The sequence below is a fragment of the Thermoflavifilum thermophilum genome (genome assembly GCF_900116565.1).
Taxonomy (GTDB): Bacteria; Bacteroidota; Bacteroidia; order Chitinophagales; family Chitinophagaceae; genus Thermoflavifilum; species Thermoflavifilum thermophilum.
Genome location: NZ_FPCJ01000001.1, coordinates 44,125 through 57,819, shown reverse-complemented (window position 1 = coordinate 57,819; position 13,695 = coordinate 44,125). Strand labels below are relative to the sequence as shown.

13 protein-coding genes and 1 tRNA gene are annotated in these 13,695 nt (G+C 47.2%); 9 read left to right on the top strand and 5 right to left on the bottom strand.

Annotated elements, in window-relative coordinates:
• Positions 1 to 16: 16 nt before the first annotated feature.
• The 3 genes from BM367_RS00240 to hemA are packed head-to-tail and all read right to left on the bottom strand — an operon-like array spanning position 17 to position 3,041.
• On the bottom strand, positions 17 to 742 hold the full coding sequence (locus BM367_RS00240; protein WP_092456067.1) for a uroporphyrinogen-III synthase: 726 nt from the start codon (positions 740 to 742) through the stop codon (positions 17 to 19).
• Positions 739 to 1,752 carry a hydroxymethylbilane synthase gene (hemC, locus tag BM367_RS00235; RefSeq protein WP_092456064.1) on the bottom strand — a complete coding sequence of 338 codons (1,014 nt, stop codon included), beginning with the start codon at positions 1,750 to 1,752 and terminating at the stop codon, positions 739 to 741. The genes BM367_RS00240 and hemC overlap by 4 nt, the downstream gene beginning before the upstream one ends.
• Positions 1,749 to 3,041: a glutamyl-tRNA reductase gene (gene hemA, locus BM367_RS00230; protein WP_092456061.1), complete on the bottom strand. Its 1,293-nt coding sequence runs from the start codon at positions 3,039 to 3,041 to the stop codon at positions 1,749 to 1,751. The genes hemC and hemA overlap by 4 nt, the downstream gene beginning before the upstream one ends.
• Positions 3,042 to 3,253: 212 nt before the next feature.
• Between hemA and hemH the strand changes: the two genes are divergently transcribed.
• On the top strand, positions 3,254 to 4,333 hold the full coding sequence (gene hemH, locus BM367_RS00225; RefSeq protein WP_092456059.1) for a ferrochelatase: 1,080 nt from the start codon (positions 3,254 to 3,256) through the stop codon (positions 4,331 to 4,333).
• 45 nt (positions 4,334 to 4,378) lie between these two features.
• Here the strand turns inward: hemH and BM367_RS00220 are convergent, their stop codons facing one another.
• Entirely contained in the window at positions 4,379 to 4,855 is a 477-nt protein-coding gene (locus BM367_RS00220; protein WP_092460830.1) for a nucleoside deaminase, read from the bottom strand.
• Between the two features lie 144 nt (positions 4,856 to 4,999).
• Between BM367_RS00220 and BM367_RS00215 the strand changes: the two genes are divergently transcribed.
• The 7 genes from BM367_RS00215 (at position 5,000) to BM367_RS00185 (ending at position 12,572) form a co-directional block, all read left to right on the top strand.
• A complete protein-coding gene (locus BM367_RS00215; RefSeq protein WP_222842537.1) occupies positions 5,000 to 6,151 on the top strand; it encodes a mechanosensitive ion channel family protein in 1,152 nt (383 codons plus the stop codon).
• A gap of 83 nt (positions 6,152 to 6,234) precedes the next feature.
• On the top strand, positions 6,235 to 7,335 hold the full coding sequence (locus BM367_RS00210) for a glycosyltransferase family 4 protein (RefSeq protein ID WP_092456056.1): 1,101 nt from the start codon (positions 6,235 to 6,237) through the stop codon (positions 7,333 to 7,335).
• A gap of 63 nt (positions 7,336 to 7,398) precedes the next feature.
• Positions 7,399 to 9,606, top strand: a complete 2,208-nt coding sequence (locus BM367_RS00205; RefSeq protein WP_092456054.1) for an amylo-alpha-1,6-glucosidase — start codon at positions 7,399 to 7,401, stop codon at positions 9,604 to 9,606.
• 84 nt (positions 9,607 to 9,690) lie between these two features.
• The gene (namA, locus tag BM367_RS00200; protein WP_092456051.1) at positions 9,691 to 10,770 is read left to right on the top strand and encodes an NADPH dehydrogenase NamA; all 1,080 of its coding nucleotides are present in this window, start codon (positions 9,691 to 9,693) and stop codon (positions 10,768 to 10,770) included.
• 192 nt (positions 10,771 to 10,962) lie between these two features.
• Complete coding sequence (locus tag BM367_RS00195) at positions 10,963 to 11,286, top strand: hypothetical protein (RefSeq protein WP_143103907.1); 324 nt, start codon at positions 10,963 to 10,965, stop codon at positions 11,284 to 11,286.
• 59 nt (positions 11,287 to 11,345) lie between these two features.
• Positions 11,346 to 12,023, top strand: coding sequence for a hypothetical protein (locus BM367_RS00190; RefSeq protein WP_092456045.1), 678 nt, complete (start codon positions 11,346 to 11,348; stop codon positions 12,021 to 12,023).
• A 33-nt stretch (positions 12,024 to 12,056) separates the two neighbouring features.
• Complete coding sequence (locus BM367_RS00185) at positions 12,057 to 12,572, top strand: hypothetical protein (protein WP_092456042.1); 516 nt, start codon at positions 12,057 to 12,059, stop codon at positions 12,570 to 12,572.
• Between the two features lie 71 nt (positions 12,573 to 12,643).
• On the opposite strand, the gene BM367_RS00180 is transcribed toward BM367_RS00185, so the two are convergent.
• A tRNA-Lys gene (locus BM367_RS00180) sits at positions 12,644 to 12,716 on the bottom strand.
• Positions 12,717 to 12,847: 131 nt separating this feature from the next.
• Here BM367_RS00180 and BM367_RS00175 point away from each other — a divergent pair.
• A complete protein-coding gene (locus tag BM367_RS00175; RefSeq protein WP_092456039.1) occupies positions 12,848 to 13,666 on the top strand; it encodes an SDR family oxidoreductase in 819 nt (272 codons plus the stop codon).
• The last annotated feature ends 29 nt before the right edge of the window (positions 13,667 to 13,695 follow it).

Genomic DNA, 13,695 nt, shown 5'->3' with positions numbered 1-13,695 from the left:
TTGCGGGTTTAACTTTTTAATTGCCAGATGGCAGCCGGGGCTCAACGCCAAAATAAGCATATATCGTTTGCAGCAAAAAAACTGTCTGCGGTTTGGGGCTCACGATTACCTGCGATGCATAATGCTCCAATGCCTGGGCCGTGGTTTCTCCGATGGCAAAACAGGGCCTGGGTTCTGTGAGCCGGTTTAGGCTGAAAAAGCTTTCCACGCTGCTGGGACTGAAAAAGGCATATCCATCGTATATCGTGGCGATGCGTTTGGGTGTGAGCCGGGTGTCATACACCTCTATTTCCCGAAGGCTGATGCCTTGCTGGCTGAGCCGTTGTGGCAGAATATCCAGCCGGCGGTTTCCGCAGAAAAAATACCACTCAGCCTGGCGATGCGAAGGCAGGGAAATGATTTGTTCGGCCAACAGCGCTGCATTAGGAGCTGTTATGAGGTGAATTTCAGGCTGGTAGCGGAGTACAGCTGCCCGGGTTTCTCCGTCCAATGAAAAAACTGTCCAGCTTAGTTTCTCCTTGCCGACCAAAGGAAGCACGGCTTCCACAGCATGGGCACTTGTGAATATGGCATGGATAGGACGCGGCAGGATTTCATGAAGATATCCGGCAATAAGAGAAGGTTCCACCGGTCGGGTTTCGATAAAAGATTCACAGCAGATATCAAAGCCTTTTTGCCTGGCTTCTGCAAGCAGGTCCCGATGTATCTCACGGGTAAACAGCAGACGAAACCGGGCTGTCATAGATTTGGATTCGGGTTTGAAGGATGATGGCTGCTGCGCAGCAAGTTTTTTGCTCCTCTGGACAACAAATTTTCGGCTGCTTCCCGGGCTATTTCCTCAATTAGCCCATCGGCCCGGGAAACAATTTCCCGGCTTTGAAGGTTTTTTTTCAGTTCAATATCCAGCTTCCGGCTGCCATCCGGGCTGAGCACCTGAGCTGTGAAAATCACAGAAAATGTTTCTTCGGTTGATTCCCATGCTGGCAATGCTGCCTCTATCCGGGCATAGGCGCAGATGGGAGTAGAGCATCCGCCCTCCATGGCTTGCAGAAAAGCCCGCTCCATGTTTACACACAAAGCTGTATGCGGATCATTGAGCCGGGCTGCGCAAAATTCGCGCAGTTCTGCATCTTCTTCCCGTACAGCCACTGCGATGGCGCCCTGGCCGGGAGCCGGTATTATCCAGGGAAGGGAAATCATCTTTTCATCCGGTTGGAGGGAAATGGCCAGTCGTTCCAGCGCAGCCTGTGCAAAAAGAGCGCCCTGCCAGCTGCTTTCCCGGAATTTGCGGAGGCGTGTCGGAATATTGCCGCGAAGATCCATCACCCGATGATGCGGATAGCGGTGCAGCCAGGCGGCTCGCCGGCGGATGCTACCGGTGGCAATGGTAGCCTGTGCGCGCGCATCTTCCAGCCAGGCTGTTTCCCTGCAAATCAATACATCATTTACGGGACCGCGAGGCAATACGGCAGCTAGACAGATGCCATTCGCCGGCTGTACTGGCACGTCTTTTAGCGAGTGCACAGCCAGGTCCACATCACGTGCCAGCAAAGCCTGATCCAGGTGACGGGTAAATACGCCCTGTACACCCATGGCATAAAGCGGGGTGTGCTGATCGCGGTCGCCCAGGCTTTCTACCGGCACCAGCACGCTTTTCAGTCCCTGTCGGGCAAGCAATTCCTGAACCTGCATGGCCTGCCACCTTGCCAGCTCACTGTTTCGGGTGCCAATGCGTAAAAGTTCAGGCATCATAACTGATCAGGTGCAGAAGACGGGAATCCGGTTATAAAATTTTCGGCCGGGTAAAAAGAAAGGTCGAGTAATTCCTGAAGTGATTGAAGATATATTTCGGCTTGCTGGGGACTTTTCTTGCGAAGGTTGCAGGCTATCTGATCAATGATTTTCTGTATGATGCGGGTGGAGAGCTGATCGTAGCTGAGGTTTTCCTTAATCTGCTGAATTTCCTGGTGGTGGATTTGCTCCAGCTTGTGTTTCAATGCCCGGAGCACCTCAGTATATCTGCGCATGCGATACCAACACAGAAAATCATTCTGGTGTTTCTCGATGATGGCCAGCGCTTCCGGTACGGCCTGCTGTCGTCGCTGGATGGTTTCATCCTTATAGCGGGAAAGCTCATCCACATTTACAGTTTTTACGTGTGCAAAGCGGCGGACATCCGGATGGACATTTTCGGGTATAGAAAGGTCAATCACAATTTTGGGCTGCCCATCAGCAAAATGGGAGGGCAGCAAGGTGGGAGAGGAAGCATTGGTAGCCACCAGAATGATATCGGCCTGCCGAATTTGACTGGCGAGCTGATGGTAAGGTGCAAAATGAATCTGATGTTCGCGGGCAAAGGCTTCAGCGGTGTCGTAGGTTCGATTCACGAGCGTAACCTGTGCGGGATTCAAATATTCAATCACGTTTTTGCAGGTACTGCGGCCTATTTTACCAGCTCCAACCAGCAAAATATGTTTGTGGGTTAAATCATCGACTGATTGCAATAACCATTGCACGGCGGCAAAAGAAACCGAAACAGTACCTGAGCTAAGTGATGTTTCATTTTTAATTTGTTTGGAAGCCTGAATCACGGCATTCACCAGTCGTTCAGTAAAAGAACCCAGAAATCCTCTTTCCTTCGCAAAACGAGCTGCAGCCTTTACCTGGCCAATGATTTCGTAATCGCCTAAAATCTGGGAATCCAATCCGGCTCCTACCCGAAACAAATGATGCACGGCATCCTTGCCTGCGTAGGTGTAAGCAATTTGTGCAAATAATTCTTTTCCACCACGCGAAACCTCTCCCACCAATGCCATCAGGGAAGCGGCTTCAGGTGCAAAGCCATAAATTTCTGTACGGTTGCAGGTTGAAAGCACAAATAGTTCTGAAAGATGTTTTTTCCTGGCAAGATGCAGAAGTTGCTCATACTGATCGTGGTGAATGGCATATAAACTTCTGGTAGAAGTATCGCTGATGGTGTGATTGATTCCGCAACAGAAAAAATGCTCGAGAATTTTCCCGTTTTGTGTTTCTTGGCTCATGCAACAATCTTCTGATCTCCTGTTGCAAAAATAAAATCGTCTTTCAGATAAATCGGGTTTAACCTGTCATTACGCTGTCATTTCTCCTAAAATAAATGCAGCCGCAACCGCACGGGGCAGCAAAATGCAGGTAATGATCCGCGATTTTCGTTTCACAAATCATTGAATCACCAAAATCGCATGTTAAATTCGTGCGTTGAAACTTCTGAGTTATGGCCGATACATCTGTTACACGGGCAGTATTGCTGATGAATTTAGGTTCGCCATCGTCTTTGCAGGTGAAGGACGTAAAAACCTATTTGCATGAATTTCTGATGGATAAGCGGGTTATAGATTATCCGTATCTGTTCAGAAAACTGTTAGTGGATGGTATCATTGTGCCTTTCCGTGCGCCGCGTTCGGCTGAAGCTTACGGCCGCATCTGGTGGGAAGAAGGCTCACCGCTTATTGTGATAACCAAACAATTGGTTGCTGCATTGTCGGCCCGTGTGCATGTGCCCGTGCAATGGTGCATGCGATATGGCATGCCCCGGCCCGATGTGGCTATGGATACCCTTGCACAGCAATATCCCAATCTGCAGGAAGTTTTGCTCATTCCGCTTTATCCCCATTATGCCATGTCATCCTATGAAACCGCTGTGGTGTATGCTCAGCACTGGCATCGCAAAAAACGCTATCCGTTTCGGTTAGCTGTATTGAAGCCTTTTTATGATGATGCAGATTATATTCAGGTATTGAGTGCACATATCCAGAATTTTCTTAAACCGGATTATCATTTGCTTTTCAGCTACCATGGCGTGCCCGAGCGACATATTCGCAAATCAGATATTACAAAGCAACACTGTTTGCAACGAACAGATTGTTGTGAGGTGCCATCTCCCGCACATGCTTTTTGCTATCGTCATCAGGTAATGGTTACAACCAGGCTGGTGGCGCATCGGCTGGGATTGGGAACTGATCAGTATGAATTAAGTTTTCAGTCCAGATTGGGCAGGGATCCATGGTTAAAGCCATACACCGCCCAACGTTTGCAGCAATTGCCGGCTGAAGGGAAAAAGCGGCTGCTGGTGGTTTGTCCAGCATTCGTTTCAGACTGCCTGGAAACTTTAGAAGAAATTGATCAGGAAGGAAGAAAAACGTTTTTGGAAAGTGGCGGTGAATCATTTGAAATGATTCCCTGTCTGAATACCATTCCTTCGTGGATAGCTTTGCTGCAGAAATGGATTGATCAGTTTGTATCAGGTGATCAGACGATGTTATGGAATGCGCAGCCAATTAAACAAGCGGTATAAAGCTGATCACAGATAGTTATAGGATATGCATGCCTAAGAGGATGATCAATATCTGATTTTATCTTCCATTTGTTCCCATTGATGAAAAAGCGTTATTGCTTCATCCCGCCCCAGGCTGATCATGGGGATAGTCCGCTTATCTATAGGCTTTTGAATTTCTTCATAAATAAATGCATCATCAAATTGAATGCGTGCTGCGTCTTCACGGGTACAGGCGAAAATAATTCTTTTGGGTCGCGCCCAGTAAATGGCGCCCAGACACATGGGACAGGGTTCGCAGGTGGTATATAAATCACAGCCGTGCAGCTGAAAATCATGCAACTTCCTGCAGGCTTCGCGAATGGCTACCATTTCTGCATGAGCTGTTGGATCACGATCTATCAACACCCGGTTATATCCCCGTGCGATGATTTGCTGATCTTTTACAATCACCGCTCCAAATGGCCCACCAGCCCGCTTTTGCAGGCCTTCCTGTGCACAGGCAATAGCTTCTTTCATAAACTTTATGTCTGCCGTTTCCATATGTTTGATCATGGTGCAATGATACTTTAATGGGGCATGTCAACAGCGTAAAAATACAAAACCCTTTTTGTTTGCGAGGTCTGATGATGGATATGAAAAATCTCTGAAACTTGTTGTAGTTTGCATGTGCAAAGCATTTGGTATATGTCGCTGACAATTATTGCTGACAGAGAAGTAGATATGCTGTTCGATCAAGCAATTGAGCAGCTGCGCCAGGCTTTGCATTTGCCTTACTGGGCATGGGATGTGCTGGTGTTGCTGATTGCTGTATTGCTTGGAATTTTGTTGAAAATAATCATCAGCTGGATCCTCAGGCGCACGGCCAACCGCGAGGCCCCGTTTTCATTTTATTTAACCGCTATCCGTTATCTCGGTCGTCCTTTTGCCTATTTTCTGCCTTTGCTGCTGGTGAGGTTATCTCTCCCGTTTTTATACATGCCGCATGATTATCGGTATCCGGTGGGTAAAGTGCTTCAGATTGGCATTATCATCGTTGTGGCCTGGATTATTATCAATGGGTTCCGAGTGGTGGAGGCTTATGTGGGTTACAAGTTTGATGTGCATGCAGCAGATAATTTCAAAGCCAGAAAGATTCACACCCAGTTACAGTTTCTACATCGTGTATTCAGTGTAATTATCATTCTGCTGGCTATTGCTGCCATATTGCTTAGTTTCAAAAGCGTACGCAACATTGGTACGGGATTGCTGGCCGGCGTGGGTGTAAGCAGCATCATCATTGGTTTTGCAGCGCAAAATATGCTGTCTAATTTATTGGCTGGTTTGCAAATTGCTTTCGCACAGCCGATGCGAATAGATGATATTGTGGTTGTGGAAGGGGAATGGGGGAGAATTGAGGAAATTACGCTGACCTATGTGGTGGTAAAGATATGGGATTTGCGCAGGCTGGTGCTTCCCATCACGTATTTTACACAAAAACCTTTTCAAAACTGGTCGCGTACATCCACTGATCTCATTGGTACTGTATTCATTTATGCCGATTATACTTTGCCTGTAGAGGCTATCCGTAGTGAGCTGGATCGTTTGCTAATCAATCATCCGCTCTGGGATGGGAAAGTGAAGTTGGTTCAGGTAACCGATACAACGGAACATACCATGCAGATCCGGATTCTGGTGAGTGCTTCAGATTCCAGCAAAACTTTTGATTTACGCTGTGATATCCGGGAAAAAATCATTCGTTTTTTACAGGAACAATATCCGCATTGCTTGCCTCGCGCTCGTGCCGAACTCTATCCCTTGCCTGCTTCCGATAAACCGGCTGAAAAATTGACATCCTGACCACCGCTGGCATGTGATTTGAAAAAAGCTCTACAGCCTTCTCTTTTGTTATCATTCTTTTGGTTGGGTTAAAAACAGATCTTATGAAACTCCACGTTGCACAGGTTGCACCTTTGTACGAATCTGTGCCGCCTAAACTGTATGGCGGAACGGAACGCATTGTGGCCTATCTGACAGATGCTTTGATTGCAAAAGGCCATCAGGTAACCTTGTTTGCCAGCGGAGATTCTCATACAAAGGCAGAACTGGTGAGCCATCTGGAAGAAGCTATTCGGTTGAATCCTGCTGTAAAAGATCCCTTGGCGCATCATATCATTCAGATGGCCGAAGTGGCAGCGCGTGCCCATGAGTTTGATATCATTCATTTTCATACCGATTATCTGCATTTTCCATTGTCTGATCTGCTGCACAAACCCCATGTCACTACCTTGCACGGGCGATTGGATTTACCTGATCTGCCGTATGTGTATCGCCGTTTTGCCCATCAGCCGGTGATTTCTATTTCTTATTCTCAACGCAAGCCATTGCCATTCGCACGCTGGGTAGGCAATGTGTATCATGGTCTGCCAAGAGATTTGTATCGTCAGGGCAAAGGCGATGGAGGTTATGTGGCATTTATCGGTAGAATTTCGCCCGAAAAAAGAGCTGATCTGGCTATTGAAATTGCAGCACAGGCTGGCTATCCGATTTACATTGCAGCCAAGATTGATAAGGCTGATGAAGAATATTTTGAAAAATCCATCAGGCATTTATTTGACTTGCCGCATGTGCATTATATCGGTGAAATTGGCGATGCGGATAAAAACGAATTTTTGGGAAAAGCAAAAGCCTTGCTGTTTCCCATTGATTGGCCTGAACCATTTGGCCTGGTGATGATTGAAGCGATGGCCTGTGGTACACCTGTGATCGCATTTAACCGGGGTTCAGTGCCAGAAGTGATTGATCATGGAGTAAGCGGATTTATTGTACAACATGTAGAAGAAGCCGTGGAAGCTTTGCGAAATATAGATTTACTGGATCGTACACAAATCAGGAGGGTGTTTGAATCCCGCTTTACTTCCGATATCATGGCTGAAAATTACCTGCAAGTTTATCATCAGCTGTGCGGACACAAACCGGCAGAACGCAGGATATTCCCGGCATCGGCACAGCCGGAAAAAAATTTGCAGTTGCAATCAGCTTGATGCAAACAGCATCTCACTATTCACTTTAGCTTTCAACGGATTGCAGAGCATGAAACTGAAGGTATGAATCAGGCAGAAAAAAATCTGGTCAACGAACAGGAATCGGCAAGCAAATACGCGATTCTGACCGCTACTACCTATGCCGACGATCGCGTGAAAGTATTGAACCGCACCGATACTTTCGGCATTTTTGACCGTTGGGGAGATGTGTTGCCATTGCCCGATGGCATTCACGGTTTGTACCATCGGGATACCCGATACATTCATCATCTTCAGTTGCAATTGAACGATACCCGACCCTTGTTGCTTAGCTCTACTGTGCGGGAAGAAAATGAGAGTTTGTCTGTGGATCTCACCAATCAGGAGCTGCACGACGAGGCGGGTTATCGGATCCCCAAGGGTTCCATCCACATTCGTCGCAGCCAGTTTATCCGGAACGGTATTTTTTATGAAAAGCTCGAGTTCATGAATTATCATCATCAGGTCTGCAGCCTGGTGTGTATTCTTTCGTTTAGCGGCGATTTCAGGGATATTTTTGAAGTGCGGGGCCTGAAGCGGCAGGCAAGAGGTAAGCTCCTGGCGCCATTTTCACCGGAACCGCATCAGCTTATTTTGGGATATGAAGGCCTGGATAAGATTCGCCGGTATGCCATCATTGATTTTAAAAAAAATGTGCCCCAACTGCAGCTGCACGAGCCCGTGGCTGCAGTGTTTCCATTGACCCTGCAACCCGGCCGGCCACACGTGCTGGAATATAACATCTCTTTTCGCGAGGATTCCCTGCAAAGAATTGGCACCGATCACGGGAAAGCCCTCAAACATCTGCAATTGCAGCTGCAGGAAGTACGCGAAAGTTTTCCTGAAATTTTCACTTCCAATGAACAGTTTAACAATTGGATCAATCGCTCTAAAACAGATTTGGTTTCCCTGACGGCAAATACTCCGCACGGGAAATATCCATACGCAGGTGTGCCCTGGTACAATACGGCTTTCGGGAGGGATGGATTGATTACTGCCTATGAAACACTGTGGCTGCTTCCGGAATTATCCAGGGATGTATTGTTTTTTCTGGCAGCCCATCAGGCCGATGCCTTTGATAAAGCCACCGAAGCTGAGCCGGGTAAGATTCTGCATGAGATGCGACATGGGGAAATGGTGAATTTGCATGAGGTACCTTTTCAACATTATTATGGTACCATTGATGCGACGCCATTGTTCGTAATGCTGGCCGGAGCTTATTATGAACGTACGGCCGATCTGGCTGCCGTGCAAAAACTCTGGCCGCATATACAGCGTGCCATGGAATGGATTGTGCAATATGGGGATCGGGATGGAGATGGTTTTCTGGAATATTTTTCCCAAAATCAGCATGGCCTTTCCAATCAGGGCTGGAAGGATTCATTTGATGCCATCATGCATGCCGATGGGAAACTGGCGCAGGCACCTATTGCGCTATGTGAGGTGCAGGGCTATGCATACGCTGCTTTTCAGTCGGCCGCCCGGCTGGCGCACCTGATGCAGCAACCGCACCTGGCAGAGACCTGGGAGAATAAAGCTACGCAACTGAAAAAACAATTCAATGAACGCTTCTGGGATGATGCCATGCAGGCCTATGTGCTGGCGTTGGATGCTGATAAGAAGCCCTGCAGGGTCATGAGCTCCAATGCCGGCCAGGTGCTTTTTACAGGCATTGCTGATCCGGAAAAGGCAGCTGTGCTCGCAAAGCGGCTTTTGCAGCCTGATATGTTCAGTGGCTGGGGCATTCGCACCCTATCAAGCAAGGAAGTCCGCTACAATCCTATGTCGTATCACAACGGCTCGGTATGGCCGCACGATGTAGCCCTTATTGCTAAAGGACTGGCGCGTTATGGCCACCAGCAGCAGATGCTGGCCTTGTTGACCGGATTGTTTGATGCTTCTTTATTTATTGAGCTGCAAAGGCTGCCAGAACTGTTCTGCGGATTTGAGCGGCGCAAAGGTGAAGGGCCCACAGCCTACCCCGTAGCCTGTTCACCACAGGCCTGGTCGGTTGCTGCCGTATTTCTATTGGTTCAAGCAATGCTCCACATCGAAATTCATGCTCCCGCCAAGCGCTTGTATTTTCACAAGCCAGTTTTACCGGAATATTTAAACAACGTACGCATTCGGCATTTGCCTCTTACTAAACAACAAGTGTGCAGTTTCACAGTATATCGCTATCAGGCCAATGATGCGGTAGGGATTCAATTCATGGAAAAGCCAGAAGATTGGGAGGTGATTATCGTACAATAAAATTTGTGATAACAAATTTTACAGTTTCATAACTGCATTTCCTGTTCTGTGGTTTTATTTTGCCAAACCTAAAACACATATCCAATGAGCATGTTATTTAAATCATTTTCATGCAGGAATTTACAAATTCGCAACCGCATCATGGTTTCGCCTATGTGTCAGTATTCCAGTGAAGATGGGTATGCCACCGACTGGCATCTGGTGCATTTAGGCAGCCGCGCTGTAGGTGGGGCGGGTATTGTGTGTGTGGAGGCAACGGCTGTTTCTCCGGAAGGCCGCATTACACCGCACGACCTGGGTTTGTGGAAAGATGAGCACATCCCCAAACTCAGGCAGATCACCGATTTTATCAAATCACAAGGTGCCGTTCCAGCCATTCAGCTCGCTCATGCCGGTCGCAAAGCCAGTACGGCACGTCCCTGGGAAGGCGGTCATCAGCTGGCACCTGAAAACGGAGGCTGGCAAACCGTAGCACCCAGTGCCATCCCATTCAGGGAAGGAGAAAGACCACCGCTGGCATTGGATGAAAAGGGTATTGAAAAAGTCATTCACGATTTTGTGGATGCTGCCAAACGGGCACTGGAGGCCGGCTTTCAGATTGTAGAAATTCATGGTGCTCATGGTTACTTGCTGCATGAGTTTTTTTCGCCGCTTAGCAATCATCGCACCGATGCCTATGGAGGCTCAAGGGAAAATCGCGCCCGGCTGCTGCTTCAGGTGACGGAAGCCGTGCGGCAGGTGTGGCCCGATGCCTATCCTTTGTTTGTGCGGCTTTCATGCACCGATTGGGTGGATGGAGGTGTGCAGGTGGAAGATTGTGTGTGGTTGGCTAAAGAGCTGAAGAAAAGAGGTGTTGACCTAATTGATTGTTCTTCCGGTGGATTGGTGCCTTATGCGCAGGTGCCCGCAGAGCCCGGCTATCAGGTGCCTTTTGCGGAGCGCATCCGCAAAGAAGCCGGCATTGCCACAGGAGCTGTTGGCCTGATCACGGAAGCCCTCCAGGCCGAAAACATTCTGCAACAACAACAGGCCGATCTCATTATCATGGCTCGTCAAATGTTGCGTGATCCGTACTTTGCCTTGCATGCCGCTATCGAATTGGGGGCCGATATTCCCTGGCCCGTGCAATACCTCCGCGCCAAACCCCAACCCGTAGCCCGATAAGGCGGGGAAAAATTGCAGGCTGATTTCTCGGCTATCAATCCATGTGCCATAAAATTTTCTGTGCAGCATAATGGCTGTACAGAAAATTTTTTTATGGAATTCAGGCACGTTTATGCTCTTTTTTGTGCTTGTTGTCTTCCAATTTTCAATAGCCTGGGCACACATCATTCAAAAACAATAAATCGTTCTCTTATGGCTTCACTGTTCAATTTCCTCAAAACGTTTGCAATCAGGAAAAGAAAAATGCGTATCCTCGCCCGCGGCGAAGTTTCGGGACACGCCCATGTATTGGTGAAGGGCAAATTCATCAGCCGTAAAGGCAAATCCTATGTCCGCAGCACCCGGCGAAGACCAGCCGTAATCAGGCATTTGCACGAGCAGGCTTATGTATTGACAGGTCAGGAAATAGCTACTGGTGAACACGGCGATATCGTCCTATTACCCGGCAAATATGAAGTGGTTCAGCAGTTGGAATATGATCCGGTTACCGGCATCAACAGATGGGTATGGGATTGACCTTTCAGATGTTTTTTGACAGAACTTATATTTCAATCGCATTTTAAACTGATACCCATATGTTTCCTGAATTAGATGACTCCTTTGAAATGGATGACCTCCTTGACTTTTCTTGTTCATTTCAACTTTCTTGTTTAAAGAAATTTATTGACAAATATCAAGATCGCTTGGGTCCTCAGATTGCTGCTGTTTTACAATACATTGTTGACCCAAAAGCCTATTTCAGTCAGTTTCCGGAATTTTTGATCTGGTATGTGAAAGAACAATACAAGCAAAGGCTTTCCCGCATTTTGCCTCTCATGCCGAGTCGTCGTTATCAGCAAGATTTTTTTGCACACATCAACAAACATATTTTTGATCATAACCCTGGGAATTGCTCAATAAAAGATGAATATCTGTACATACCCTTTTTTTATGTCCACAACGGAAATCTGTATTTTTCCTGTATCAAAGATGCCAAAGCGGTATTTTATACTGAGGCTAGCCAATATTCTCAATTTATAGAAAGAAACTTTCAAAGCGAAATCAGACTTCCCTTTATGATAGATTTCTTTCCGAATTTCAATTTAGAACTCAAATCTCACTACGGCAAGTTCGGAGAATATCTTCCGGATGATTTTGAATTTGAAGATGTGGTGATTCCAATTAAAGAGGTAATGGTTGAATTCCTGAAAAAAATAGGTAAATCAGATCTCGTTGGCAAATGGGAAGCATTGATGTCTTCCACTGCTGAATAGGATTCTTTTGAAAATTTCTTTTAAATCAAAAAAATGAGAAAATTAGGTAGAAAAAAATGGGATGGGGATTTGATGGACGTATCCCCTTTTATAATGGACAATTCCATTCAAATGGAAGAAGGGATAATAGCTGAATTTCTGTGTTGGTATTTCCGATTTCATTTGAAAAGCAAAAAAGAGCTTCAGTGGTTTTTAGATGAGGCAGGTTTTGATTTAAAAAGTTTGTTGCCCTATGCGCCATCCCGGGAGATCAATCGGTTTCTGGACCGTCATCAAAATCCGGTCGTGTTGAAAGAAACGGATATGCTAAGCAAAACGGTTGGAAGCATTCGATATCTTGAAGTCACATGTCCTTCTACCGGGTGCACGTACAGGCTATTCCCTCCTGATCAGTCAACTTATGGCGCATATTATGCCTGGTGTTCCTTGTTTGGCAGCGAATTGATTTCATATCGGCAGGGTGATGTGGGATTTGTGGGTGTGAAGAAAAATCGGCAACCACATTGGGAAAACGAAAGAGGCATGGATCTCCCGATGGATGAAACCTGAAAATAACCCTTGGACATTGAGCGAATCCGGCAAGGAGAAACGGGAAGAGAAAGCTGATTGGGAGGAGGGAGTGATCCCGCTGGGATTCGAACCCAGGGCCCCAACATTAAAAGTGTTGTGCTCTACCAGCTGAGCTACGAGATCAACCAAACAAAGCGGGTGCAAAAATAGCAATATTTCCATAAAAACATGAATTACATGTTTGCATTTCCGATAAAAAATTTCCCGATGGCTTTGCGGAGGCGTTTTTATTTTTGCTGGCAGTTTATCGGATCATGAAAGCAAAAGCAAATCAGCAAGTAGTAGCCATTACGGGTGGCAGTTCAGGCATAGGACGGGCATTGGCCTTGCATTATCATGCATTGGGTGCAAAGGTGGCCGTGTGTGGGCGCCATGCACAGTCCCTGCAGGCATTGCAGGGAGTGGTTGGAGATGCATCGAGGTTGCTGACCGTAAGGGCCGATGTGGCCCATGAGGAAGATTGCCGGAGATTTGTGGAAGAGATTATTGCCCGCTATGGCCGGCTGGATATTCTCATTTGCAATGCCGGCTTGTCGATGCGCGCACTCTTTGCTGATCTGCAGAATCTGCGTCCTATTCAGCAACTCATGCAGGTGAATTTTTGGGGAGCTGTGTATTGTATTCATTATGCCCTGCCTTATCTTTTGCAAAGCAGGGGCGTGATTGCGGGTATTTCGTCCATAGCCGGTTACCGGGGCTTACCGGGCCGAACGGGCTATTCAGCTTCCAAATTTGCCTTGCAGGGATTTCTGGAAGCCTTGCGTACAGAATTATTGCATAGTGGCGTTCATGTGATGTGGATATGTCCGGGGTTTACAGCATCCAATATTCGGCAGACTGCCTTGAATGCAAAAGGTGAACAACAAGGTGAAACGCCGCTGGATGAAAGCAAACTTATGTCAGCCGAACGGGTGGCCACACTTGCCGAACAGGCCATAGCCCGCCGCAAACGTACGCTGGTACTTACCACACAGGGTAAGCTCACCGTATGGGTGAATCGTTTGTTCCCCACACTTGCCGATCGGCTCGTTTACAATCATTTCCGCAAGGAGCCTGGCTCACCATTGAAATAACTATGTGTGTGGACGATTTCACAGCAAAT